This window comes from Cronobacter sakazakii (assembly GCF_000982825.1).
Lineage (GTDB): Bacteria > Pseudomonadota > Gammaproteobacteria > Enterobacterales > Enterobacteriaceae > Cronobacter > Cronobacter sakazakii.
Genome location: NZ_CP011047.1, coordinates 4,317,567 through 4,342,881, shown reverse-complemented (window position 1 = coordinate 4,342,881; position 25,315 = coordinate 4,317,567). Strand labels below are relative to the sequence as shown.

Here is a 25,315-nt window from a genome sequence, read left to right as displayed (position 1 = left end):
GCGACGCGAGCGTCTTAACGCTGGGCTTCGCCGCCCAGCGCTTCCACTAAGTTCTGGATCAGCGCCGCCAGTTCGCCCGTCATCAGCGTGAAATCGGCGTCAAAGCGTTGCGCCACATCTTCACGGGCGATGTCGTCGTTCTGATCGCGAAGCTCATCGGCAAATTTCAGGCGTTTCAGCGAGCCGTCGTCGCACAACATAAACTGCACGCGCTGTTGCCAGTCGAGCGCCAGTTTGGTGACCACTTTTCCAGCTTCGATATGCACCGCGATCTCGTCGCTCACCAGCTCCTGCTTTTTACAGCGGATCACGCCGCCATCTTCCAGAATGGCCTTAAGCTCCGCTTCGTCCAGCAGCTGAAAACCCTGCGGCACATTATTAGCGCGCACCCATTCGGTGAGCGTCAGCTCAATCGGGTTTTCCAGCGTCAGCGGCACCACCGGCAGCGAGCCGAGGCTTTTACGCAGCAGCGCCAGCGTATCTTCCGCTTTTTTGGCGCTGGCGCAGTCCACCACGATAAGCCCGCTGGTGGTATCGATCCACATCATGGTCTGGCTGAAGCGGCTGAAGGCGCGCGGCAGCAGCGAATGCAGCACTTCATCTTTCAGCGAATCTTTTTCCGTCTTTTTAAGCTTGCGGCCCTGATCGGCCTCCAGACGGGCGATTTTCGCCTCCAGCGCCTGTTTGATTACCGGCGCTGGCAGAATTTTCTCTTCTTTGCGCGCGCAAATCACAATCTGGCCGTTGGCGGCGTGGGTAAGCGCGTCGCTGCCGCCGCCCATGGGCGGCACCCAGCCGGTTTTCGCCATATCCTGGCTGCCGCACGGGGTGAAGGTAAACGCAGCTAACTGTTTTTCCATCTCATCCGTACGCAGCGCGGCGTCGCGGTTTAAACGGTAAACCATTAAATTTTTGAACCACAGCATGTTAATTTCCACGGCCTGGTAGTTAAACGCAGCGGGCATGATAACGAATCAGCCGCGGCGTTTCATTGCCTTTCACGGGCAGGTTATCTACTCTCCTGGTAAGTCATTGAATATGAGGAAGCAGACGTGCGTATTGGGATCGATTTAGGCGGCACCAAAACCGAAGTGATTGCGCTTGGCGATGACGGCGAGCAGCGCTTTCGCCACCGCGTGCCGACGCCGCGTGACGACTACCCGCAAACCATCGAGACGATAGCCGGTCTCGTGGAGCTTGCCGAAAAAGAGACCGGCGAGAGCGGCACTGTCGGCGTCGGCATTCCGGGTACGCTCTCGCCGTATACGGGCGTCGTTAAAAACGCCAACTCCACGTGGCTGAACGGTCAGGCGCTGGATAAAGACCTCAGCGCGCGGCTTTCTCGTGAGGTGCGGCTTGCCAACGATGCTAACTGCTTTGCCGTGTCGGAGGCGGTCGACGGCGCGGCGAAGGGCGCGCAGACGGTCTTTGCGGTTATCATCGGCACCGGCTGCGGCTCCGGCATCGCGCTTGGCGGCATGAGCCATATCGGGGCCAACGGCAACGCGGGCGAGTGGGGCCATAATCCGCTGCCGTGGATGGATGAAGACGAACTGCGCTACCGTGAAGAAGTACCGTGCTACTGCGGCAAGCAGGGCTGTATCGAAACCTTTATTTCCGGCACGGGCTTTGCGACCGACTATCATCGCTTAAGCGGCCAGCCGCTTAAGGGCAGCGAAATCATCCGGCTGGTGGAGGCGCAGGACGCGCTGGCGGAGCTTGCGCTCAGCCGCTATGAGATGCGGCTGGCGAAATCGCTGGCGCATATCGTCAATATTCTCGACCCGGATGTGATTGTGCTCGGTGGGGGCATGAGCAATGTCGACCGGCTTTATAAAACCGTGCCGCCGCTGATGAAACACTGGGTGTTTGGCGGCGAGTGCGAAACGCCGGTGCGCAAAGCGGTGCATGGCGATTCGAGCGGCGTGCGCGGTGCGGCGTGGCTCTGGCCGGTGGTGCGTTAATATAAAAGAAAGGGGCGCAACGCCCCTTTTTATCGGCCTTAATCGACCTGATACTCGCGCGCCAGGCGGCTCACGCCAAGGCCGTTAATCTTTCTGACCTTGATCTGCACCGGGATACGCTCTTTCATCGCCTCCACGTGGCTGATGACGCCGATGGTTTTGCCGCTGGCGTTCAGCGCGTCAAGGGCATCCAGCGCCGTATCAAGCGTCTGGGCGTCCAGCGTGCCGAAGCCCTCATCCAGAAATAGCGAATCGATGCGGGTTTTGTGGCTCACCAGATCCGAGAGCGCCAGCGCCAGCGCAAGACTCACCAGGAAGCTTTCGCCGCCGGAAAGCGTGCGGGTGTCGCGCACCGCGTCCGCCTGCCAGGTGTCCACCACTTCCAGCTCCAGATCCTCACTCAGCTTGCGTTTAAGCAGGTAGCGGCCATGCAGGCGCGTCAGCTGGTTATTGGCGAGCCAGACCAGATTATCCAGCGTCAGCCCTTGTGCGAACTTACGGAATTTATCGCCTTTCTGCGAGCCGACCAGATGGTTGAGCTGGCCCCATTCGTCGGCCTCGCGCCTGGCCTCGTCAATCTGGCCAAGAAGCACTGCCAGTTGCGTACGGCTCTCTTCATCCTGGCGTAACTGCTGGCGCAGTTCCCCCTGGCGCGTGGTGTTATCGCGCAGTTGCTCCGTGACCGCCGCGAGCGCGGCTTCGCTCTGCTGAGCGTCAGCCTGTTCTTCCAACGATGCCGGGCGCGCGCCCAGGTGGCGCTCCAGCGCCTGCTGCGCCTGCGCAAGCAGCGTGTGCTGCGTTTCGCGCTCGCGCTCCAGCCGCTGTTTTTGGGCTTCAAGGTGGCTGCGGGCGGCGTCATCCAGCAGGGCGGCGAGAAACGCCGCTTTATCCGCAAACGGGCTTGCGGCGAGCGCCGCCTCGAACGCCTGCACGGCGCTCTGGTAGCGCGCGCGCTCCTGCAGAAGCTGCGCGCCGAGCGTCTGCCACTGCGCCTCCAGCGATAAACAGCGCGTATGGATCTCCTGGCCCGCGCGCGGCAGGTCGTCTGCAGCGAGCGACGCCGCCTGCGCATCACCCTCCTGCGGCAGCAGGGTCAGCAGCGCTTCACAGGCGGCAAGCTGTTCGCGCAGGCGCTGCTGACGCTCGTGATTTTGCTGCCAGCGGCGCGCCTCTTCTTCACGTTCGGCGAACCACGGCGCGGGGTTGTCGTCATCCGGGGTAGGCAGGGCGAAGCCGGCTAACTGATCGCGCAACGCCGCCTGCTGCGTCTGCCAGGCGGCTTCCAGCGACGTGACCTGGCGCTGTGTGCCTTCAAGCGTGGCCTCCAGCATCTGACGCTCGCGCAGCAGGTGCAACTGCTGTTCGCGGCGGGTCTGCTCGTCAAGCCAGGAGGTAAGATCGTCGCCCGGTGCCTGAGTGAGCCCTGCCGCCGCGCAGAGCGTCTGCCATTGTGAGGTGAGCGCTTGCTCTTCTTCCAGCAGGCTTGCCGCTTCGCTTTCCTGCTGCTGGCGCTGTTTCATCAGCGCATCGAGCTGGCCGCGCAGCGCCGCGCCCTCGGTGCCGAGCTGCTCTTTCTCCTGCTCCAGTTGCGCAAGACGCAGGCGGCTCGCGTCGGGCTTCAGCGCCTGATACGCCTCCACGGCCGGGTGCTCGGTCGCGCCGCACAGCGGGCAGGGGCTGCCGGGTTGCAGGCGCGCGCGCTCCTCAACGAGGCTTGCGATACGCTGTTCCAGATCGCAGACTGCTTTTGCGCGCTCCACCTCCTGTTGTTTAGTTTTGTAATCCTGACGCTTTTGCGCCAGCAGCTGTTCGGCGTGCTGAATTTGCGTTTGCAGCGCGCTGTTCGTCTCCTGCAGGCGCGCTTTACGGCGCGTCAGGGGCGTAAAGGATGACTGGAGCGTTGCAAGTTGCTGGCGCAGCGGACGCTGTTCGTTAAGCTGCGCCAGCGCCTGCGCGGCGTCCTCCGGCGAGAGCGTAAGCCCGGCGTCCGGCAGCGCGTCGCGCTTGCGGCGGGTGGCGTCGAGCGTCTCGTTCAGCGCGCGTAGCTGGTCGCGGTCGCGTTTCTGCTGCGCCAGCACCGCGCGCCAGCCCGCGAGCTCGCTGCTCCAGAGGCGAAAGCGGTCATGCTCCGTCAGCCACTGGCCAAGTTGTGTGAGTTCTGCCGTCTGCGCCTGCGCCTGTTGTGCGGCGGCCTGGCGGATCTCCCGGCGGCGCTGCTGGCTTTCCTGTAAGCGAACGCTTACTTCTTCATGCTGACGACCGGTGGCGGTAAGGGCGGTTTCCAGCTCCTGACAGCGCAGCCACGCCGGACGCAGTTTTTCCGCCGGTAGCGCCGCTTCAAGCCGCGCGAGATCCGGCGCGGCGGCCTGTAGTGCTTGATCTGCCGCCGCCGCCGCATGGCGCGCCGCGTCGAGCGCGCTGGCAAGCGCGGTACGCTGCGTCAGCCACAGGTGTTCTTGCTGTAACTGGCGCTGGCGGGCAAGCAGCGTTTTTTCCTCGTCAGTAAGCGCCTGCAAACCTGTGGTTAAGCTTTCCCGTTGCGCTTCGTCCAGCAGCCGCACGCCCTGCGCCTGCGATTCAAGCTTCTCAAGCTGGCTGCGGGCTTCTTTATGCTGTTCGAAAATACGCGCCGAGACCTGACCGTAGATTTCGGTGCCGGTCAGCTCTTCCAGCAGTTCGGCGCGCGCTTTGGCTTCGGCATTGAGAAACGCGGCAAACTGCCCCTGCGAGAGCATCATCGAACGGGTGAAGCGGTCGTAATCCAGGCCCGTCAGCGCGGCAATTCTGTCGAGTTTGTCTTTGATTTTATCGGCGACGATTTTGCCGTCTTCGCAGCGCGCCAGCTCCACGCGCGGGGCCTGTAAATTGCCGTCCGGCTGGCCGCGCGCGCGGCTCTGGCTCCAGAAGGCGCGCCAGGCGACGCCTTTGACTTCAAACTCCACTTCCGCCAGACACTCGGCGGTGTCGCGCGTCATCAGGTCATTCTGGCTTTGCGACAGCGCGTTCAGGCGCGGCGTGCGGTGGTAGAGCGCAAGGCAGATGGCGTCGAGCAGCGTGGTTTTGCCCGCGCCGGTCGGGCCGGTAATGGCGAAGAGCCCGTTGCTCGCGAACGGTTCGGCGGTAAAGTCGATTTTCCATTCGCCTTTCAGCGAGTTCAGGTTTTTTAGGCGCAGGGTTAAGATTTTCATGCCTCGTCCTCCTCGTGCAGGCTCTCCAGCGTGCGGGCGAAGAGCGTGCGCAGGCGCGCTTTCTCCGGCTCCTCAAGCGATTCCAGCTCCAGGCGGCGTTCAAACACCTCTTCCGGCCCCAGCTCGCTGAGCGTTTCGGTGCTGAGCGTGCCGAGCGCGCGCTCGCGCATTTCTCGGCTGCGACGCAGAAGGACGACTTCCACCGGCAGGCTTTCGGTAAGCTGGCTTATCTGACGGTGCATATCATGCAGAAACTCGCCGGTGTCGATTTCGATATCGAGCCAGACTTTCGGCTCATCCGGCGCGTCGCGCCACTGTTCGAGCTGCGCGGTAATGGATTCCAGACTGCCTTTCAGCACCGCCAACGGCTGGCTGACCGGTACCGGCAGGGCTGTGACATCGCGCAGTTTGCCGTCTGCAAACTCCACCAGATAAACGCTTTTCTCTTTGCCGGTTTCATCAAAGCTCAGCGCAATCGGCGAGCCGCTGTAGCGGATATGCTCGCAGCCCGCCACTTTCTGGGCGCGGTGAATATGTCCGAGCGCGATATAATCGGCGGGCGGAAAGCGGTCCGCCGGGAAGGCGTCGAGCGTGCCTATATAGATGTCGCGCACCGCGTCACTTTTGGTCACGCCGACGGTGGTCAGATGGCCGGTCGCGATAATCGGCAGGTTACGCTCGCCGCGAAGCGCGCACGCGGCCTCATAGCTCTGCTGGTAGTGCAGGCTGATGGCTTCCAGCAGTTGCTGCTGCTTTTCACGGCCTGACTGCCCGCTGAGGCTTCGCAGTACGTCGCGCGGGCGTAAAAACGGCACCGGGCAGAGCACGGCACCCGGCTCGCCGTCGCGGCGGTACAAAAGCGTGGCCTGCGTTTCTGGCGTGAGCTGCGCGCTCGCGATAACCTGCGTGTTCAGGCAGGCCAGCAGTTCGCGGGATTCATTGAGCGTCGCGACCGAATCGTGGTTGCCGCCAAGCACGATAAGCGGGCAGTTCGCCGCCTGGAGTTTGACTACAAAGCGGTTGTAGAGCTCACGCGCATAGCTTGGCGGCGCGCCGGTATCGAAGATGTCGCCCGCGACGATAATCGCATCCACCTGATGCGCTATCGCCGCCTCCAGCAGCCAGTCGAGAAAAGTTTCATGTTCGGCGGCACGGCTTTTGGCGTAAAAATTTTGTCCAAGATGCCAGTCTGAGGTATGCAGAATACGCATGGAATGCCCTGTGGCGAAAAAGCGAGAAGGGGATTATAAACATCCAGTACGGCGGGTGTCCTGTTTCGTCGCGCCGCCGGGTTTTTCCCGGCGTGCTGACAGGTCATCTAACGGTCATCTTTTTCATAAATCTGTCATAAATCTGACGCATAATGGCGCCGCATAACATACTGTTTACTTTATTTAACAGGGCGAATCATGGCGAGACGTATTCTGGTCGTTGAAGATGAAGCACCTATCCGCGAGATGGTGTGTTTCGTACTGGAACAAAACGGCTTCCAGCCGGTGGAAGCGGAAGATTATGACAGTGCGGTGAATCAACTCAATGAGCCCTGGCCCGATCTGATTTTGCTGGACTGGATGCTGCCCGGCGGATCGGGGATCCAGTTTATTAAACATATCAAACGCGAAGCGCTGACCCGCGAAATTCCTGTGGTGATGCTGACCGCGCGCGGCGAAGAAGAAGATCGCGTGCGTGGCCTGGAAACCGGGGCTGACGATTACATTACCAAACCGTTCTCCCCGAAAGAGCTGGTGGCGCGTATTAAAGCGGTTATGCGCCGTATCTCGCCGATGGCCGTTGATGAAGTTATCGAAATGCAGGGCTTAAGCCTCGATCCGTCATCCCACCGCGTGATGACCGGCGAAAATCCCCTCGATATGGGGCCGACCGAATTCAAGCTGTTACACTTCTTTATGACGCACCCGGAGCGCGTTTACAGCCGCGAACAGCTGCTGAATAACGTCTGGGGCACCAATGTGTATGTCGAAGATCGCACCGTGGATGTGCATATCCGCCGCCTGCGTAAGGCGCTGGAGCAGAGTGGTCATGACAGAATGGTTCAGACGGTGCGCGGCACGGGTTATCGGTTCTCAACCCGTTTTTAAACCCAAAACAGGAGTGTGACGCGTGCTGGAACGGCTGTCATGGAAAAGACTGGTGCTGGAGCTGTTGCTCTGCTGTATTCCGGCGCTGGTGCTCGGGGCGATATTCGGCTATCTGGCATGGTTTTTACTGGCGGCAGTGACCGGATTGCTTATCTGGCATTTCTGGAATCTGCTGCGGCTCTCCTGGTGGCTGTGGGTGGATCGCAGCATGACGCCGCCGCCCGGCAGCGGGAGCTGGGAGCCGCTGCTCTACGGCCTGCACCAGATGCAGTTGCGCAATAAAAAACGCCGCCGCGAACTGGGCAATCTTATCAAACGCTTTCGCAGCGGCGCGGAATCCCTGCCGGACGCCGTGGTGCTGACCACGGAAGAGGGCGTCATCTTCTGGTGTAACGGCCTTGCGCAACAGCTTCTCGGCCTGCGCTGGCCCGACGATAACGGCCAGAACATCTTAAACCTGCTGCGCTACCCGGAATTCACCAGCTATCTGCGCGGCAAGGAGTTCAACCGGCCATTGCACCTGGTGCTCAATAACGGGCGTCATCTTGAGTTTCGCGTGATGCCGTACAGCGAAGATCAACTGCTGATGGTGGCGCGCGACGTCACGCAGATGCATCAGCTCGAAGGCGCGCGGCGCAACTTCTTCGCAAACGTCAGCCATGAGTTGCGCACGCCGCTCACCGTGTTGCAGGGGTATCTGGAGATGATGCACGAGCAGACGCTCGAAGGGCCGCTGCGTGAAAAAGCGCTGCACACCATGCGCGAGCAGACCTTCCGCATGGAAGGGCTGGTGAAACAGCTACTCACGCTCTCGAAAATCGAGGCGGCACCCGCGATGCAGCTTAACGAAACCATCGACGTGCCGATGATGCTGCGGGTGGTGGAGCGCGAGGCGCAGACGCTGAGCCAGCAGAAGCATACCTTCACGTTTGAGGTCGATCCGCAGCTTAAAGTGCTTGGCAACGACGAGCAGTTGCGTAGCGCGATTTCAAACCTGGTGTATAACGCGGTCAACCATACGCCTGCCGGGACGCACATCACGGTGCGCTGGGAGCACGTGGCGAACGGCGCGCGCTTTAGCGTGGCGGACACCGGGCCGGGGATTGCTGCGGAGCATATTCCGCGCCTCACTGAGCGGTTCTATCGAGTTGATAAAGCGCGCTCGCGCCAGACGGGCGGCAGCGGGTTAGGGCTTGCGATTGTGAAACATGCGCTGACGCACCACGACGCGCGTCTGGAGATTGAAAGTACGCCTGGCAAAGGCACGACGTTTTCCTTCCTCCTGCCGGAGCGGTTAATCGTCTCCGCGCCCGCCAAAGCGCTTTCTGACGCTTAATTCGTCAACCTTTCTTTCCAGGGCCAGCCATAAGCTGGCCTTATTCATTTTTTCGCCGACTCTGAACGCTTTTTACAGCGTTTGTCGCTTTTTTGCTCGCGCGAATCGCCGGAGGTTTTTTACGATTTTAGATTTTATCACTGCTCTGAAACTTAGATCTGGCATAAAGGTCTGGTTTTACGATCCTGTCTTGCCTTTAAACGTTATAAGCGTTTAAATTGCGCCCCTGCTATTGCCAGACCGACTGTTTTTACCTGGTAAATCGAAAAACAATTCTTCGCCAGCGTAATCGGGAAGCATATCCCGCTGTCAGCTCTGCAAATAGCCGCGTTTTCGTCAGGTGACTGGCGATAAAAAATTAGTCAATTTCAACACCACATCCACAGGCAGTAAATCTTATGACCCATCGTTTAAAATCGCGCGACATTATCGCACTGGGGTTTATGACCTTTGCGTTGTTTGTCGGCGCGGGCAATATTATTTTCCCTCCCATGGTTGGTTTGCAGGCCGGTCCGCATGTCTGGACGGCGGCGATCGGCTTTCTTATTACCGCCGTGGGTCTGCCTGTGCTGACCGTGGTGGCGCTGGCGAAAGTTGGCGGTGGCGTTGACAGCCTGAGCCATCCGATTGGCCGCGTCGCGGGCATTCTGCTGGCGACGGTGTGCTATCTGGCCGTCGGGCCGCTGTTCGCGACGCCGCGCACCGCGACCGTGTCGTTTGAAGTGGGTATTGCGCCGCTCACCGGCGACGGCGCGCTGCCGCTGCTCATCTACAGCCTGGTCTATTTCGCGCTGGTGATTCTGGTGTCGCTCTATCCGGGCAAACTGCTGGATACCGTGGGCAACTTCCTGGCCCCGCTGAAAATCATCGCGCTGGTGGTGCTGTCGGTGGCGGCGATTGTCTGGCCGGCGGGTGATATCAGCGTGGCGACAGACGCCTATCAGAAAGCGGCGTTTTCTAACGGCTTCGTGAACGGGTATCTGACGATGGATACGCTCGGCGCAATGGTGTTCGGGATTGTTATCGTCAACGCGGCGCGTTCGCGCGGCGTGTCTGATTCTCGTCTGCTGACGCGCTACACCATTTTCGCGGGCCTGATGGCGGGCGTCGGCCTGACGCTGCTCTACCTGGCGCTGTTCCGTCTCGGTTCTGACAGCGCGACGCTGGTGGATCAGTCCGCCAACGGCGCGGCGATTCTGCATGCGTATGTTCAGCACACCTTCGGTGGTGCGGGCAGCTTCCTGCTGGCGGCGCTGATCTTCCTCGCGTGTATGGTGACGGCGGTCGGCCTGACCTGCGCCTGCGCTGAGTTTTTCGCGCAGTATCTGCCGCTCTCTTACCGCGCGCTGGTGTTTATCCTGGGTCTCTTCTCGATGGTGGTGTCGAACCTTGGCTTAAGCCAGCTGATTCAGTTCTCCATTCCGGTGCTGACGGCCATCTATCCGCCGTGTATCGCACTCGTTGTGCTGAGCTTTACCCGCGGCTGGTGGCATAATTCGGGCCGTGTTATCGCCCCGGCGATGGCGGTCAGTCTGCTGTTTGGTTTGATTGATGGGGTGAAAGCCTCGGCGATAAGCGGTATCCTTCCGGCCTGGACTCAGAAACTGCCGATGGCGGATCAGGGGCTGGCCTGGCTGCTGCCGGCCGTCGCGATTACGCTGGCGGCGGCGCTCTGGGATCGTGCGGCCGGACGGAGCGTGACAACCACCGCTCACTGATCGTCGGTTGATTGTTGAACCACGGGGCCTGGCTCCGTGGTTTTTTATTGTATGACGTGGTACTGGAAAGATGGAAAACGAGAACAAGCTCAAGCGCGGATTGAGTACAAGACACATCCGCTTTATGGCGCTGGGTTCAGCGATTGGCACCGGCCTGTTTTACGGCTCGGCGGACGCCATCAAAATGGCGGGCCCGAGCGTACTGCTGGCTTACATTATCGGCGGCGTGGCGGCGTATATCATCATGCGCGCGCTTGGCGAAATGTCGGTGCATAACCCGGCGGCGAGCTCATTTTCTCGCTACGCGCAGGATAACCTTGGCCCGCTCGCAGGCTATATCACCGGCTGGACCTACTGCTTTGAAATTCTGATTGTCGCCATTGCCGACGTCACCGCGTTCGGCATCTATATGGGTGTCTGGTTCCCGACGGTGCCGCACTGGGTCTGGGTACTGAGCGTGGTGCTTATCATCTGCGCCATTAACCTGATGAGCGTGAAAGTCTTCGGTGAGCTGGAGTTCTGGTTCTCGTTCTTTAAAGTCGCCACCATTATCATCATGATCGCGGCCGGTATCGGCATCATTGTCTGGGGTATCGGCAACGGCGGTCAGCCGACCGGCATCCATAATCTCTGGAGTAACGGCGGCTTCTTCGCGAACGGCTGGATTGGCACCGTCATGGCGCTGCAAATGGTGATGTTCGCCTACGGCGGCATCGAGATTATCGGCATCACCGCCGGTGAAGCGAAAGATCCGGCCAAATCCATTCCGCGCGCCATTAACTCTGTGCCGCTGCGTATTCTGGTGTTTTACGTCGGCACGCTGTTCGTGATTATGTCTATTTACCCGTGGAATGAAGTCGGCACCAACGGCAGCCCGTTTGTGCTCACTTTCCAGCATATGGGGATCACCGTTGCGGCGGGCATTCTGAATTTCGTGGTGCTGACGGCCTCGCTGTCGGCGATTAACAGCGATGTGTTTGGCGTGGGCCGTATGCTGCACGGCATGGCTGAGCAGGGCAGCGCGCCGAAAGTGTTCGCCAAAACCTCGCGCCGCGGCATTCCGTGGGTGACGGTGGTGGTGATGTGCTTTGCGATGCTGCTGGCGGTGTACCTCAACTACATCATGCCGGAAAATGTCTTCCTGGTGATTGCGTCACTCGCGACCTTTGCGACCGTCTGGGTCTGGATAATGATCCTGCTCTCGCAGGTGGCGTTCCGCCGTCGCCTGAGCGCGGATGAAGTCAAGGCGCTGAAATTCAAAGTGCCGGGCGGCGTGGCGACGACTATCGTCGGCCTGATTTTCCTGGCGTTTATCATCGCGCTGATTGGCTATCACCCCGATACCCGCATTTCGCTCTACGTCGGTTTCGCGTGGATTGCGCTGCTGCTGGTGGGCTGGGTGTTTAAACGCCGCCGCGACGCCCGACTTTCCGCATAACGCGCCCTCTCATCCCCGCCGCCTGGCGGGGATGTCGTTTTCGCTCTACGCTCACTTCTGTTTCTCCGCCTCCCGTCTCCTCCCCCAATAAAATCCAGAATGAGGAAGGCGGGCGGTTGCCCCTGTGGAAAGATGCGCCTGTTTTCTGTCGATTAAGGATCAAAGTGTATGTTGAATGCCTGGCATCTCCCCGTTGCGCCCTTTATTCACCGGCAGGGGGAGAAATTACTCATTACCCTCTGGCTTGCGGGCGACGCGCTGCCGGAAAAGGTCATGCTGCGTTACGAGCGCGATAACGAAGAAACGCCCTTTGAAATGAAGCGTCTGACCGCCGCGCCGCATCCGCAGGTCAGCGCGTGGCAGGCGAGCATTCCGCTCGGCGACGGCCAGCCGCGCCGCCGCTACTGCTTTAAGCTGTTATGGGGCGATCGCCAGCAGTGGTTCAGCCCGCTGGGGCTGAGTGAGTTTCCGCCCGCCCGGCTGGCGCTGTTTGCCATCGACGCGCCGGACGACGGCCCGCAATGGGTGCAGGATCAGGTGTTCTACCAGATTTTCCCGGACCGCTTCGCCCGCAGCACGCCGCGCGGCGCGCAGCAGGACAACATCTATTTCCACCACGCCCAGGGCCACGACATCATTCTGCGCGACTGGCACGAGCCGGTCAGCGCAGAGGCGGGCGGCTCGACGTTTTACGGCGGCGATCTCGACGGTATCTGCGAAAAACTGCCGTACCTGAAAAAACTCGGCGTCACGGCGCTTTATCTCAACCCTATCTTCAGCGCGCCGAGCGTGCATAAATATGACACCGCCGATTATCGCCACGTCGATCCGCAGTTCGGCGGCGATGAAGCGCTGCTGCGCCTGCGTGAAAAAACGCGTGAAGCGGATATGCGCCTGATTCTGGACGGCGTCTTTAACCACACCGGTGATACGCACCCGTGGTTCGATCGCCAGAATCACGGCACCGACGGGGCGTGCCATCACCCGGATTCGCCGACGCGCAACTGGTACACCTTCGCCGAGGACGGTCACGCCTTCTGCTGGCTCGGCTACGACAGCCTGCCGAAACTCGATTTCGCTGAGCGCGATGTGGTGGAAGAGATTTACGCAGGCGAAGAGAGCGTGGTGAAACACTGGCTGAAAGCGCCCTGGAGCATCGACGGCTGGCGGCTCGATGTGGTGCATATGCTCGGGGAAAGCGGCGGCGCGAAAGCAAACCTGCGCCACGTTGAGGGGATCACCCGCGCGGCCAAAACGGTGAATCCGCAAGCGTTTGTCTTCGGTGAGCATTTCGGCGACGCGCGCCAGTGGCTGCAAAACGACGTGGAAGATGCGGCTATGAACTACCGCGGCTTTACGACGCCGGTGTGGAGCTTTCTTGCGGGCGTCGATCACGGCCTTGAGCCACAGCAGCTTGACGCCGCCGACTGCGCGCGGTGGATGGATGAGTATCGCGCCGCGCTCTCGCACGAGCAGCAGTTGCGAATGTTTAACCAGCTCGACAGCCATGATACCGCGCGTTTTAAAACGGTCGCCAAAGGCGACCCGGCGCGCATCAGGGCGGCGGCGGTGTGGCTTTTCTGCTGGCCCGGCGTGCCGTGCGTTTTCTATGGCGATGAAGTGGGCGTGGAAGGCGGTAACGATCCGTTCTGCCGCCAGCCGTTCCCGTGGGATAAAACACAGCAGGACGGCGAGCTGCTGGCGCTCTATCAGCGGCTCGCGCGCCTGCGCCACCGCAGCCGGGCGCTGCGTTCCGGCGCATGCCAGGTGGTGTATGCGAAAGGCGACGTCTTTGTGTTTACGCGTGTCTTCCGGCAGGAGCGCGTGCTGGTGGCGCTGAACCGCGGCGCGGCTTGTGAAATCACACTGCCGTTCTCGCCGCTCCTTGATGACTGGGCCTGGACGCGCGAAGAGGGCGACGCCGCGCTGGAAGGGCAGACGCTGCGGCTCGCCGCAGGCGCGGCGGTGATCCTGCATTCGCGATAAGCGTAACGAAACGCGGTAAAGGAATACCGCTTTTCATTCAGATATGGGAAAGTAGCCGCACTTCTGCCGCAGGGTCTGAAATCAATGGATGAGATTTTTGTATTTGCTGCTCTGATTGCGCTCTTCTGCGTGGTTGTGGTGCCGGTGATAGCCATCATGGCGCTAAAACGCAGCGCGCGTAACGAAACCGAACTTCATCGCCTGCGTAATCGCATAGAGACGCTGGAAGCGCGGCTTGCCGCGGCGTCTGCGCCGCCGGGTGTGGAAACCGCGCCAGTGGCAACGCCTGCGCCGGAGCCTGCGCCCGTGTTTGTCGCGCCAGAACCCGAACCGGTGCCTGAAACCGCGGCAGCGCCGGAGCCTGAACCGCAGCCGCCTGCGGACGCGCCGCCGGTCTGGTCGCAGGCGGTGCGCAACGCGGCGAAAGCCCCTGCGCCCGCCGCCGCTACGCGCCGCGAAGAACCCGCGCCGGAACCGCGCCATGCCGCGGCGTCAGGCGGGCTTATCACCAGCCTGACGCGCTGGTTTATGCAGGGCAACCCGCTCGCCAAAATCGGTGTCATTCTTCTCTTTTTAGGGATTTCCTTCCTGCTGCGCTACAGCGTTGAGCGCGATCTGCTGCCGCTTGAGCTGCGCGTCGCGGGCGCGGGCGTCGCCGCGCTGGTGCTGCTGGCCTTCGGCTGGCGGCTGCGCCACAAAACGCCGGTCTATGCGCTGATCCTTCAGGGCGGTGCGGTGGGCGCGCTCTATATCACGATTTTCGGCGCGTTCCGGCTCTGGCAGATGTTGCCGATGCCGCTCGCCTTCGGCCTGATGCTGGTGGTGTGCGCCGCGAGCGTCGCGCTGGCCGTGCTGCAACGCGCGTTAAGCCTCGCGATGCTGGCGAGCCTCGGCGGCTATCTCGCGCCGCTGCTGCTCTCAACTGGCGGCGGCAGTCACATCGCACTCTTCTCGTTCTATCTGCTGTTGTCGGTGGGCATCGCCGCCGTCAGCGTCTGGCAGCACTGGCGCGAGCTTAATCTGCTTGGCCTGCTGTTTACCTTTGGCGTGGCGGGCCTTTGGGGCATCAACGGTTATCAGCCGGACGAGTGGCTGAGCTGCCAGCTCTTTCTTATCGCCAATATTCTGCTCTTCGGCGTCGTCTGCGTGGCGCTGTCGCTGCGCGCGCAGGGTCGCAAGAAAATCGTCGATGGCGTGATGCTGTTCGCGCCGCCGCTGGTCGGCTTTGGGATGCAGTATGCGATTACCCGCCACTGGACGTATGGCCCGGCGTTTTCGGCGCTCGGCTTCGGGCTGGTCTATTTGCTGCTCGCGCGCGCCGCGCTGCGTCGCTATTCGCAGGATGGGCGGATACTGGCGCTGGGCGGGCTGGCGCTCGGCGGCGCGTTTGTCACGCTCGCTATTCCGCTGGCGCTGTCGGCCCGCTGGACGGCGCTCGCCTGGGCGCTGGAAGGGCTGGGGCTGCTGTGGTTTGGCATGCAGCAGACGCAGCGTCGGATGAGCTACAGCGGCAGCGCGCTGCTGACGCTTGCGGCGGCCAGCGCTGTTTACGCATGGGTTGATGGTATTACGCTGCTTAACGCGGCGTTTATCAGCGCGGTGCTGGCGCTCTGTTGGCTGGCGGGCGGCTGGCTGTGGCGAGAACCGCAGCGGCAGGTGAGCCGGGCGCATCTTGGTGCGGGCATCGCCTTCTGGCTGGTGGCGCTGCTGCAGACTGCCCGCTGGGCGTTTACGGATATCTCCACCGGGCTTGCCCTGGCGCTTGCGCTGCTGACGCTCTCCGTCTTGCTGTGGCGCGCCGCATCGCGCAAAGCGGCGTGGCCGGATCTCGCTTACGCCGTCTGGCTGCTGTGGCCGGGCATGGCGCTGATGCTGGCTTGTCACATCGTTATTGACGGCGCGCTGGTGCTGGCGGGCTGGCACAGCCTCGTCTGGTGTCTGGCGCTGCCGTGCGCGCTCTGGCTGCTGCGCCGTGATGCCGGCGCGTTGCCGGTTCGCCTTCAGAAGGCGCTGCATCTGTCGCTGTTCTGGATGCTGCTCCTTGCCGCTGGCGCGGAAACCTGGTGGTTTACCGACAGCCTGCCGTGGGGCAGCGAGGCGTGGCAGACCGGCATTATCCTCGCCGTCAGCGCCGCTATTGTGTTGCTGGTGAACGGCGCGCTCCGGCGCGGCCTGTGGCCGTGCGCGCAGTGGCCTGCGCTTTACAGCGGGCCGGGGCTGTTGCCGGTCGCGCCGGTGCTGGCATTTTTACTGCTTGCGGGCAACCTGATGAGCGGCGTAACAATCGACTGGCCGTACCTGCCGTTGATCAACCCGCTGGAGCTTGGCGCAGGTTTCGCGCTGCTGGCGGTGCTGGGCTGGTGGCGGCTGCTTACGCGCTTCTGGTCGCCGCTGTTACAGCAGGCGCAGCCGTGGGCGCCGCTCGTCTGGTATGCGCTGCTGTTCTGGTGGGGCAACGGGCTGGTGCTGCGTACGCTTGCGTGGATCGGGGGGATCCCGTGGCAGTCCGACGCGCTGTGGGATTCTCGTCTGGTCCAGACCACGTTCGCGCTGCTCTGGATGTTGCTGGCGCTGCTGGTGATGGTGAGCGCCACGCGTAAAGGCGCGCGTCAGGGCTGGTTCTGCGGCGCGGGCCTGCTCGGCGTGGTGATTGTGAAGCTGATGCTGGTGGACAGCGCAGGCGGCGGCGGGCTTGCGCGCGCCGTGGCGTTTATCGGCGTCGCGGTGCTGGTGCTGATTGTCGGTTATTTCTCACCGCTGCCGCCGAAAGCGGCGCAGCCGGTCAATGCCCGTCAGGGAGAGGCAGAATGAAACAGTTATGGGTTGCCCTTGTCTGGGCGTTCGCCGCCACCTGCGCGGCCAGTGACGACACCCCTCGCGCCGAGCGTCCGCAGGATTATGCACGCGGTGTGGAACTTGCGGTGGAAGGGCAGTCGCCGTGGTACCGGCTGCCGCTGCCGGAGGCCGTCTATTCGCAGAGCGCCTGGCCGGATCTGCGCGATGTTCGCGTGTTTAATGCGCAGGGCGCAAGCCTGCCGTTTGCGCTCGACACCACCACGCCGCCCGCGCCTGCGCCGCAACGCGCGCCGCTGACGGTCTACAGGCTTGACGCACAGCCGGTTAAAACCAGCGAAGAAGAGCAGCGCACGGTGCTGTTAACCTCGCCGTCTGGCGTGCAGATCCGCATGGAAAACGCGCCGGTAGAGCAACTGAGCGCGAGCTGGCTGATCCCGCTTGGCGAGAACAACGGCGAGCGCGCACTGACACAGCTGCAACTGGCGTGGCCACAACAGGTCAACGGCTGGCAGGCGCGCGTGGACGTGCTCGCGAGCGAGACGATGCGCGACTGGCAGCCGATCATCGCGGATGCGCCGCTGCTGGATTTAGCCTCCGGCAATCAGCGGCTGTTGCAGAACACGGTGGATTTCAGCGGTGCCCCGTCACTCTTTGGCGCGAAATACCTGCTAGTGGTGGTGAAAAACGCCAGCGCGCCGCTTGATTTTACCTCGGCTACCGGACAGTGGCAGGCACCGCACGTACAGGCGCGGCGCGTCACGCTTGCCGCGCATGGCGAGAAAGAAAACGATAACACCGCCGTGTATCGCTGGGCGCGGCCACAGCCATTCGATGCCCTGACGCTGCGCCCGCAGCTTGAGAACGCCGTTGTGCCGGTGGAGATTGAGTATCGCAGCGCGGATAACATGGCGTGGCAGCCGCTCGCCCGCACGGTTATTTATCGCCTGCCGGAGCGCCCGGCGGTGACGCTGCCGCTGCGCGGCGAGCTGATTTCCGCGCTCCGCGTGCGGGCGGTGAACCAGCGCTTTGGCGACGCGTTCCCGGAAGTGACCGGCGAGCGCGACGAAAAAACGCTGGTGTTTAATGCCCAGGGCAGCGGCCCGTTCCTGCTCGCCTGGGGCAATGGTGCCGCTAAAACGCAGGCGCTGGAGCTACAAACGCTGGTGCCGGGCTCTCACGATCCGGAGATGTTGCCTTACGCGCAGGCGGTTAAAGCGGTGACGCTCGGCGGCGACGCGCGGCTGACGGCCAAAGATGCCAGCGCGCAGCGCAACGCGCGCTATACCTGGATTATCTGGGGCGTGCTGGTGGCGGGCGCCGCCGGGTTGCTGCTGCTCGCCTGGCGGCTGTGGCGCGAGATTCGCGGCGAAAAAGCGGCGTAATCAGAGCGTTTGCTCGTGCGCCATCGCCATCATGCGCGGATAAAAGCGCCAGAACTGGCGCTCCAGCGCGGCGTAATGGGTATTGAGATCGTCCCAGGAGTCGCGCAGGGCCGCGAGTTTCGGCCGTCGGGTCGCCATGCCGTTAAGCACGCGGGCGATGTAGTCCATCTCGCGGTAGCGCTCCATCCAGCGCTCGCGCCAGAGGTAGTTGTTAAGATTCACAAAGCGCTCCGGCGCGTCGGGCAGCGTCGGTAAAATCTGGGCGTGCGCGTGCGCGATAAATTCCGCAAGCGGGATCTCCGGCGAGATTTGCGCCCAGTGGCGCGAGAGAAAGTGATCCCACATGACATCCAGCGTCACCGGCGCTACGCGGCGGGTTTCGGGGCGGAACCACTCGCGCGCTTCGCGCACTTCCGGCAGGTTATCGGTCAACACATCCACGCGCCGGTGCATGTAAATTCCCGCCACGACATCCGCCGGATAAAGCTCATCCGGTTTGCCGCGCACGAAGTCCGCCATCAGATTGCCGGGCAGCGAACTTTGCGCCAGATGCGCCAGATGCAGATGGGCAAGAAAATTCATAACGATCCTTTCCTTAAAGAGAGATAAAGCGGCTTATCAGTTGCAGGGAGCGCGCCCCGGCACTAGACTAGCCGCCTGTTTTTTATGTCAGAGTTCCAGCCATGCGTTTGACCGATTTCTCTTTTGAATTACCCGAATCCCTGATAGCTCACTATCCGCAAGCCCAGCGTAGCGCCTGTCGCCTGCTGTCGCTCGACGGGCCGACGGGAGATCTCACGCACGGCACTTTCACCGATTTGCTCGATAAGCTCAACCCCGGCGATCTGCTGGTGTTTAACAATACCCGCGTGATCCCGGCGCGCCTCTTTGGCCGCAAGGCGAGCGGCGGCAAAATTGAAGTGCTGGTGGAGCGTATGCTCGACGACCATCGCGTGCTGGCCCATATCCGCGCCTCTAAAGCGCCGAAGCCGGGCGCGGAACTTCTGCTGGGCGATGATGAAAGCGTAAACGCCACGATGACCGCGCGCCATGACGCGCTGTTCGAAGTGCAGTTTAACGACGAGCGCCCGGTGCTGGATATTCTGAACAGCATCGGCCATATGCCGCTGCCGCCTTACATTGAACGCCCGGATGAAGAGGCTGACCGCGAGCTTTATCAGACCGTCTACAGCCAGAAACCGGGCGCTGTCGCGGCACCGACCGCAGGCCTGCATTTTGATGAGCCGCTGCTTGAGCGCCTGCGCGCGAAAGGCATTGAGATGGCGTTTGTCACGCTGCACGTCGGCGCGGGGACGTTCCAGCCGGTACGCGTTGAGAGCATCGAAGATCACGTGATGCACTCTGAATACGCCGAAGTGCCGCAGGAGGTGGTCGACGCGGTGCTGGCCGCGAAAGCGCGCGGCAATAAAGTCGTCGCCGTTGGCACCACATCGGTGCGATCGCTTGAGAGCGCCGCGCAGGCAGCGCAAGACGCGCTTATCGCGCCGTTTTTCGGAGACACCCAGATTTTTATCTATCCGGGCTATCAGTACAAAGTGATCGACGCGCTGGTGACCAACTTCCACCTGCCGGAATCGACGCTCATCATGCTGGTGTCGGCGTTCGCGGGCTATAAGCACACCATGAACGCCTACCGCGAAGCGGTAAAAGCGGAGTATCGCTTTTTTAGTTACGGCGATGCGATGTACATCACGTACAATCCGCAGGCCATTAACGAGCGTCCGGGAGAATAACCGGGCGCTTGCCGCTTTTTTCTCTCTCCTTAACGGGAGAGGGCCGGGGTGAGGGGCGCCCTCACTCTGTAACATTAATCATCAGACTGTCTCTCTGATGTGGAGAAAAACGTGAAATTCGAACTTGATACGACCGATGGCCGCGCGCGCCGCGGCCGCCTGGTATTTGATCGCGGCGTCGTGGAAACCCCGGCGTTTATGCCCGTGGGCACTTACGGCACCGTCAAAGGCATGACGCCGGAAGAAGTGGAAGCCACCGGCGCGCAGATTATCCTCGGCAATACCTTTCACCTCTGGCTGCGTCCAGGCCAGGAGATCATGAAGCTGCACGGCGACCTGCACGATTTTATGCAGTGGAAAGGCCCGATCCTCACCGATTCCGGCGGCTTCCAGGTTTTTAGCCTGGGCGATATTCGCAAAATTACCGAGCAGGGCGTGCATTTCCGCAACCCGATCAACGGCGATCCTATCTTCCTTGACCCGGAAAAATCGATGGAGATCCAGTTCGATCTCGGTTCTGACATCGTGATGATCTTCGATGAGTGCACGCCATACCCGGCAGACTGGGACTACGCGAAGCGCTCTATGGAGATGTCTCTGCGCTGGGCGAAACGCAGCCGCGACCGCTTTGACAGCCTCGGCAACAAAAACGCGCTGTTCGGCATTATTCAGGGCAGCGTTTACGAAGATTTACGCGATATCTCCGTGAAAGGTCTGGTAGAGATAGGCTTTGATGGCTACGCTGTCGGCGGCCTGGCTGTCGGTGAGCCGAAGGAAGATATGCACCGCATTCTTGAGCATGTCTGCCCGCAGATCCCGGCGGACAAGCCGCGCTACCTGATGGGGGTGGGCAAGCCGGAAGATCTGGTCGAAGGCGTGCGTCGCGGCATCGATATGTTCGACTGCGTCATGCCGACGCGCAACGCGCGTAACGGCCATCTTTTCGTCACCGAAGGCGTAGTGAAAATCCGCAACGCGAAGTACAAAAGCGATACGGGGCCGCTGGATCCTGAGTGTGATTGCTATACCTGTCGCAATTATTCACGCGCCTACTTGCATCATCTTGACCGTTGCAACGAAATACTGGGCGCGCGGCTCAATACCATTCATAACCTTCGCCACTATCAGCGCTTAATGGCTGGTTTACGCAAGGCTATTGAAGAGGGTAAATTAGAGCACTTCGTCGCGGATTTCTACCAACGCCAGGGGCGGCCGGTGCCACCGTTGAACGTTGATTAATTTAATAATGAGGGAATTTGAATGAGCTTTTCTATTTCTGACGCGGTAGCCGCTGGCGGTGCGCCGGCGCAGGGCAGCCCGATGTCTCTGATCCTGATGCTGGTCGTGTTTGGTCTGATTTTCTATTTCATGATCCTGCGTCCGCAGCAGAAGCGTACCAAAGAGCATAAAAACCTGATGAACTCCATCGCCAAAGGGGATGAAGTGCTCACTAACGGTGGTCTGGTGGGTCGCGTGACCAAAGTAGCGGAAAACGGCTACATTGCTATCGCTCTGAACGACACCACCGAAGTGGTTATCAAGCGTGACTTCGTCGCAGCCGTCCTGCCGAAAGGCACCATGAAGGCGCTGTAATTCATTGTTTTCCCAAAGGGAACTGCCGTGTTAAACCGTTATCCTTTGTGGAAGTACCTCATGCTGGTCGCCGTGCTTATCGTCGGCCTGCTTTATGCACTTCCCAACCTGTATGGTGAGGATCCGGCTGTTCAAATCACTGGCGCGCGCGGCGTCGCCGCCAGTGAGCAAACGCTGATCCAGGTCCAGAATACGTTACAAAAAGAAAAAATTTCCGCGAAATCTGTGGCTCTGGAAGAGGGCGCAATTCTTGCGCGCTTTGACTCCACCGATACTCAGCTGCGCGCTCGTGAAGCGCTGATGAGCACGATGGGCGATCAATTCGTCGTCGCGCTTAACCTCGCGCCTGCCACCCCACGCTGGCTTACCGCTATTTCCGCCGAACCGATGAAGCTGGGCCTCGACCTGCGCGGCGGCGTTCACTTCCTGATGGAAGTGGATATGGACACCGCGCTTGGCAAGCTCCAGGAACAGAATATGGACAGCCTGCGCAGCGATCTGCGCGAGAAAGGGCTGAGCTGGACGAACGTGCGTAAAGCCGATAACTACGGCGTGACGATTCAGTTCCGTGACAGCGATATCCGTGACGCCGCGGTCTCTTATCTGACGAGCCGCCATCGCGACATGGTTATCTCAAGCCAGGGCGATAACAGCCTGCGCGCGGTGATGTCTGATGAGCGTCTGCGCGAAGCGCGTGAATACGCCGTTCAGCAGAACATTAACATCCTGCGTAACCGCGTGAACCAGTTGGGCGTAGCCGAGCCGCTGGTGCAGCGTCAGGGCGCTGACCGCATCGTGGTCGAGCTGCCGGGTATTCAGGATACCGCTCGCGCGAAAGAAATCCTCGGCGCGACCGCGACCCTGGAATTCCGTCTGGTTAACAGCTCTGTTGACCGTTCAGCCGCCGCGGCAGGCCGTGTTCCAGGCGATTCTGAAGTGAAGATGACCCGTGAAGGCCAGCCGGTTGTGCTGTACAAACGCGTTATCCTGACCGGTGACCATATTACCGATTCCACCTCCGGCGTTGACCAGTACAACATGCCGCAGGTGAATATTTCGCTCGACAGTGCGGGCGGTAATATCATGTCTAATTTCACCAAAGACAACATCCATAAACCGATGGCGACGCTCTTTGTGGAATATAAGGACAGCGGTAAGAAAGACGCCAACGGCCGCAGCATCCTGGTAAAACAGGAAGAAGTGATCAACGTCGCGACGATTCAGGCGCGTCTGGGTCAGAACTTCGTGATTACCGGCATTGATAACCCGAACGAAGCGCGTCAGCTTTCGCTGCTGCTGCGTGCGGGCGCGCTGATTGCGCCGATTCAGATTGTGGAAGAGCGCACCATTGGCCCGACGCTGGGTATGCAAAACATCACTCAGGGTCTGGAAGCATGTCTGGCGGGCCTCGCGGTCTCCATTCTGTTTATGATCCTGTTCTATAAGAAGTTCGGTCTTATCGCCACTACGGCGCTGCTGGCAAACCTGGTGCTGATCGTGGGCATTATGTCGCTGCTGCCGGGCGCGACGCTCACCATGCCGGGTATCGCGGGGATTGTGTTAACCCTTGCGGTCGCGGTGGATGCGAACGTGCTGATAAACGAGCGTATTAAAGAAGAGCTCAGCAACGGCCGTTCGGTGCAGCAGGCGATTGACGAAGGTTATCGCGGGGCGTTCAGCTCTATTTTCGACGCCAACGTCACGACGCTGATTAAGGTCATCATCCTGTACGCAGTGGGAACCGGCGCGATTAAAGGGTTTGCTATCACGACCGGTATCGGCGTGGCGACCTCCATGTTCACCGCTATTGTCGGTACCCGTGCCATTGTGAACCTGTTGTACGGCGGCAAACGCATCAACAAGCTGTCTATCTGAGGAGTGCGTTGTGGCACAGGAATATACTGTTGAACAATTGAACCACGGCCGCAAAGTCTATGACTTTATGCGCTGGGACTACTGGGCTTTCGCCATCTCCGGCCTGCTGCTTGTCGCCTCTATCGTGGTGATGGGCGTACGCGGGTTTAACTGGGGTCTCGATTTTACCGGCGGTACGGTTATCGAGATTGGCCTGGAAAAACCGGCGGATCTGGATGTAATGCGCGAGTCGCTGGTAAAAGCGGGCTTTGAAGAGCCGCTGCTGCAGAACTTCGGCAGCAGCCGCGACATCATGGTTCGTATGCCGCCTGCCCAGGGTGAAACCGGCGGTCAGGCACTCGGCACCAAAGTGGTGAACGTCATTAACCAGGCCACTGGCCAGAACGCGGCGGTGAAGCGTATCGAGTTTGTCGGCCCGAGCGTAGGCGCTGACCTCGCTCAGGCGGGCGCGATGGCGCTGCTGGTCGCGCTGCTCTCCATTCTGGTTTACGTCGGGTTCCGCTTTGAGTGGCGTCTGGCAGCTGGTGTGGTTATCGCGCTGGCGCACGACGTCATTATCACCATGGGCGTGCTGTCGCTGTTCCAGATTGAGATTGACCTGACCATCATCGCCTCGCTGATGTCGGTTATTGGTTACTCTCTCAACGACAGCATCGTGGTTTCTGACCGTATTCGTGAGAACTTCCGCAAGATCCGCCGCGGAACGCCTTACGAAATCTTTAACGTGTCGCTGACCCAGACGCTGCAAAGGACGTTAATCACATCCGGTACGACGCTTGTCGTGATCCTGATGCTTTATCTGTTCGGTGGCGCGATGCTGCAGGGCTTCTCGCTGACCATGCTTATCGGTGTCTCTATCGGTACGGCGTCGTCCATTTATGTCGCTTCCGCTCTGGCGCTGAAGCTTGGCATGAAGCGTGAACATCTGTTGCAGCAGAAGGTGGAAAAAGAGGGCGCGGATCAACCGTCTCTCCTGCCGTAATCGCGAAGCAACGTGATACGTTAATAAAACCGCAGGTTCAGGCCTGCGGTTTTTTTTCGCCTCGATAAGGGATAAAGAGAGCAGAAGAGGCGGTGCGCGTACATCTGTGGCGTAACAGCAGGACGCGATAATCAGTGCCCATAAAAAAAGCCAGCAGAGGCTGGCTTTTTCACACGTTCACCGGGGTAAAGCTTAGAAGTTGTAACCTACCACCAGGTAACCACCCCAGCCCGTAGTGCGGGTGTTGTAGTTGGTGAAGGCTAACTGCGCATCATCGTTCCACTGGCCGCCGTTGTGCCAGTAACGCGCGACCACGGAGTAGTGCCAGTGATCGTAATTCAGCGCCAGAATATGGCTGGAGGCGATGGAATCGTTAGTGCGGGATTTCACGCCATTGAGCGCATAACCGCTCTTATCGCCGAGGTCTGAACCCCAGTCAAAGTTGGTGAAACCGATATAGCTCAGGTTGCCGCCCCACAGCTGGGTGATAGGCACGAAGTATTTCACTTTAAAGCGGTAGCCATCCCACTCGTTCTGGTTTTCTGCACCGTAGTTCTGCCACTGGTATTTGGCATAGACGTTCAGGGAGAGGCTCATCGGCAGGCCGGTGTCGATATCGGTACCAAGACCCATATACCAGGTGCTCTGACGGCCAGAAGCGTTGCGGCCCATATCGTAGATATAGTTATTCGCGAAATACCACTCTTTGAACGGGCCAAACGCCAGACTGGTGCCGGTCAGCTTATCGATAGAGAAGCGCGGTTCGATCTCCACAAACAGCGGGGAACCGTGGTTCCAGATCCCTTTGGCATCGGTGTTACCACCGAAGAAGACCGGGGCGTCAGCGTAGCCGTAGAAATCAAACCAGTCTTTTTTGGCGAACGCTTCATATTCCAGATAGGTATCGTTGCGGATGGTCGGTCCGAAGCGCGTGTGGTAGCTGCCCACCACGTTAACGCTCTGGTGCCACCAGTCGGAAACAAACTCACTATTGCTGGTTTCTGCCGCGCCGGCAGTAAAAGAGGTGGAGAGCGCCAGGGCTGCACCGGCAGCTAAAACAATTTTTTTCATAATAGAGCCACTGTTTTCAGGAAATCCCCATTTCTGGGTGGAGTAATGCTTTCGCGCAACGCGGATAAACCGCCGCCGCATAAATTGTGCTGCCTATTATAAGTATCCAGCCTCACAAAAATATGTGGCGTTT

Annotated in this window: 18 protein-coding genes; 13 read left to right on the top strand and 5 right to left on the bottom strand. The window is 60.4% G+C overall.

The window, feature by feature from the left end:
* Window positions 1-14: 14 nt before the first annotated feature.
* Window positions 15-926 carry a recombination-associated protein RdgC gene (gene rdgC, locus CSK29544_RS20560; protein WP_032976422.1) on the bottom strand — a complete coding sequence of 304 codons (912 nt, stop codon included), beginning with the start codon at window positions 924-926 and terminating at the stop codon, window positions 15-17.
* A gap of 126 nt (window positions 927-1,052) precedes the next feature.
* On the opposite strand from rdgC, the gene mak reads away from it, so the two are divergent.
* The gene (gene mak / locus CSK29544_RS20555) at window positions 1,053-1,964 is read left to right on the top strand and encodes a fructokinase (RefSeq protein ID WP_007902243.1); all 912 of its coding nucleotides are present in this window, start codon (window positions 1,053-1,055) and stop codon (window positions 1,962-1,964) included.
* Window positions 1,965-2,002: 38 nt separating this feature from the next.
* Here the strand turns inward: mak and sbcC are convergent, their stop codons facing one another.
* Both sbcC and sbcD read right to left on the bottom strand, forming a co-directional pair.
* Window positions 2,003-5,152, bottom strand: a complete 3,150-nt coding sequence (gene sbcC / locus CSK29544_RS20550) for an exonuclease subunit SbcC (protein WP_007902241.1) — start codon at window positions 5,150-5,152, stop codon at window positions 2,003-2,005.
* On the bottom strand, window positions 5,149-6,363 hold the full coding sequence (gene sbcD, locus CSK29544_RS20545; RefSeq protein ID WP_007902239.1) for an exonuclease subunit SbcD: 1,215 nt from the start codon (window positions 6,361-6,363) through the stop codon (window positions 5,149-5,151). The genes sbcC and sbcD overlap by 4 nt, the downstream gene beginning before the upstream one ends.
* A 198-nt stretch (window positions 6,364-6,561) precedes the next feature.
* Here sbcD and phoB point away from each other — a divergent pair, with 198 nt between their 5' ends.
* From phoB to CSK29544_RS20510, 7 genes are all read left to right on the top strand, one after another.
* The gene (gene phoB / locus CSK29544_RS20540) at window positions 6,562-7,251 is read left to right on the top strand and encodes a phosphate response regulator transcription factor PhoB (RefSeq protein WP_004387771.1); all 690 of its coding nucleotides are present in this window, start codon (window positions 6,562-6,564) and stop codon (window positions 7,249-7,251) included.
* A 22-nt stretch (window positions 7,252-7,273) separates the two neighbouring features.
* Window positions 7,274-8,587, top strand: a complete 1,314-nt coding sequence (phoR, locus tag CSK29544_RS20535; RefSeq protein WP_007902237.1) for a phosphate regulon sensor histidine kinase PhoR — start codon at window positions 7,274-7,276, stop codon at window positions 8,585-8,587.
* Between the two features lie 398 nt (window positions 8,588-8,985).
* Window positions 8,986-10,305, top strand: a complete 1,320-nt coding sequence (brnQ, locus tag CSK29544_RS20530) for a branched-chain amino acid transporter carrier protein BrnQ (RefSeq protein WP_007902236.1) — start codon at window positions 8,986-8,988, stop codon at window positions 10,303-10,305.
* 70 nt (window positions 10,306-10,375) lie between these two features.
* Window positions 10,376-11,743 (top strand): proline-specific permease ProY, encoded by a 1,368-nt coding sequence (proY, locus tag CSK29544_RS20525; RefSeq protein ID WP_007791389.1) that lies wholly within the window; start codon window positions 10,376-10,378, stop codon window positions 11,741-11,743.
* 168 nt (window positions 11,744-11,911) lie between these two features.
* Entirely contained in the window at window positions 11,912-13,729 is a 1,818-nt protein-coding gene (malZ, locus tag CSK29544_RS20520) for a maltodextrin glucosidase (protein ID WP_029039070.1), read from the top strand.
* Window positions 13,730-13,813: 84 nt separating this feature from the next.
* Window positions 13,814-16,540: a DUF2339 domain-containing protein gene (locus tag CSK29544_RS20515; RefSeq protein ID WP_029039071.1), complete on the top strand. Its 2,727-nt coding sequence runs from the start codon at window positions 13,814-13,816 to the stop codon at window positions 16,538-16,540.
* A complete protein-coding gene (locus CSK29544_RS20510; RefSeq protein ID WP_007902218.1) occupies window positions 16,537-17,907 on the top strand; it encodes a DUF3999 family protein in 1,371 nt (456 codons plus the stop codon). The genes CSK29544_RS20515 and CSK29544_RS20510 overlap by 4 nt, the downstream gene beginning before the upstream one ends.
* On the opposite strand, the gene acpH is transcribed toward CSK29544_RS20510, so the two are convergent.
* Window positions 17,908-18,489 (bottom strand): ACP phosphodiesterase, encoded by a 582-nt coding sequence (gene acpH, locus CSK29544_RS20505; RefSeq protein WP_007902215.1) that lies wholly within the window; start codon window positions 18,487-18,489, stop codon window positions 17,908-17,910.
* 101 nt (window positions 18,490-18,590) lie between these two features.
* Between acpH and queA the strand changes: the two genes are divergently transcribed.
* The 5 genes from queA (at window position 18,591) to secF (ending at window position 24,111) form a co-directional block, all read left to right on the top strand.
* Window positions 18,591-19,661 carry a tRNA preQ1(34) S-adenosylmethionine ribosyltransferase-isomerase QueA gene (queA, locus tag CSK29544_RS20500; protein ID WP_004387764.1) on the top strand — a complete coding sequence of 357 codons (1,071 nt, stop codon included), beginning with the start codon at window positions 18,591-18,593 and terminating at the stop codon, window positions 19,659-19,661.
* Window positions 19,662-19,772: 111 nt separating this feature from the next.
* Window positions 19,773-20,900, top strand: coding sequence for a tRNA guanosine(34) transglycosylase Tgt (gene tgt / locus CSK29544_RS20495; RefSeq protein ID WP_004387763.1), 1,128 nt, complete (start codon window positions 19,773-19,775; stop codon window positions 20,898-20,900).
* 21 nt (window positions 20,901-20,921) lie between these two features.
* Window positions 20,922-21,254, top strand: coding sequence for a preprotein translocase subunit YajC (yajC, locus tag CSK29544_RS20490; RefSeq protein WP_004387762.1), 333 nt, complete (start codon window positions 20,922-20,924; stop codon window positions 21,252-21,254).
* 27 nt (window positions 21,255-21,281) lie between these two features.
* Window positions 21,282-23,129: a protein translocase subunit SecD gene (secD, locus tag CSK29544_RS20485; RefSeq protein WP_004387761.1), complete on the top strand. Its 1,848-nt coding sequence runs from the start codon at window positions 21,282-21,284 to the stop codon at window positions 23,127-23,129.
* Window positions 23,130-23,139: 10 nt separating this feature from the next.
* Window positions 23,140-24,111, top strand: coding sequence for a protein translocase subunit SecF (gene secF / locus CSK29544_RS20480; protein ID WP_004387760.1), 972 nt, complete (start codon window positions 23,140-23,142; stop codon window positions 24,109-24,111).
* Between the two features lie 192 nt (window positions 24,112-24,303).
* Here the strand turns inward: secF and CSK29544_RS20475 are convergent, their stop codons facing one another.
* Window positions 24,304-25,182 carry a nucleoside-specific channel-forming protein Tsx gene (locus CSK29544_RS20475; RefSeq protein ID WP_012125503.1) on the bottom strand — a complete coding sequence of 293 codons (879 nt, stop codon included), beginning with the start codon at window positions 25,180-25,182 and terminating at the stop codon, window positions 24,304-24,306.
* Between the last annotated feature and the right edge of the window lie 133 nt (window positions 25,183-25,315).

What these genes read in the sequence shown, in the direction of transcription:
- rdgC (WP_032976422.1), bottom strand. Translation starts at nt 926, where the DNA reads ATGCTGTGGTTCAAAAATTTAATGGTTTACCGTTTAAACCGCGACGCC.
- sbcC (WP_007902241.1), bottom strand. Translation starts at nt 5,152, where the DNA reads ATGAAAATCTTAACCCTGCGCCTAAAAAACCTGAACTCGCTGAAAGGC.
- sbcD (WP_007902239.1), bottom strand. Translation starts at nt 6,363, where the DNA reads ATGCGTATTCTGCATACCTCAGACTGGCATCTTGGACAAAATTTTTAC.
- phoB (WP_004387771.1), top strand. Translation starts at nt 6,562, where the DNA reads ATGGCGAGACGTATTCTGGTCGTTGAAGATGAAGCACCTATCCGCGAG.
- brnQ (WP_007902236.1), top strand. Translation starts at nt 8,986, where the DNA reads ATGACCCATCGTTTAAAATCGCGCGACATTATCGCACTGGGGTTTATG.
- proY (WP_007791389.1), top strand. Translation starts at nt 10,376, where the DNA reads ATGGAAAACGAGAACAAGCTCAAGCGCGGATTGAGTACAAGACACATC.
- malZ (WP_029039070.1), top strand. Translation starts at nt 11,912, where the DNA reads ATGTTGAATGCCTGGCATCTCCCCGTTGCGCCCTTTATTCACCGGCAG.
- CSK29544_RS20515 (WP_029039071.1), top strand. Translation starts at nt 13,814, where the DNA reads ATGGATGAGATTTTTGTATTTGCTGCTCTGATTGCGCTCTTCTGCGTG.
- CSK29544_RS20510 (WP_007902218.1), top strand. Translation starts at nt 16,537, where the DNA reads ATGAAACAGTTATGGGTTGCCCTTGTCTGGGCGTTCGCCGCCACCTGC.
- acpH (WP_007902215.1), bottom strand. Translation starts at nt 18,489, where the DNA reads ATGAATTTTCTTGCCCATCTGCATCTGGCGCATCTGGCGCAAAGTTCG.
- queA (WP_004387764.1), top strand. Translation starts at nt 18,591, where the DNA reads ATGCGTTTGACCGATTTCTCTTTTGAATTACCCGAATCCCTGATAGCT.
- yajC (WP_004387762.1), top strand. Translation starts at nt 20,922, where the DNA reads ATGAGCTTTTCTATTTCTGACGCGGTAGCCGCTGGCGGTGCGCCGGCG.
- CSK29544_RS20475 (WP_012125503.1), bottom strand. Translation starts at nt 25,182, where the DNA reads ATGAAAAAAATTGTTTTAGCTGCCGGTGCAGCCCTGGCGCTCTCCACC.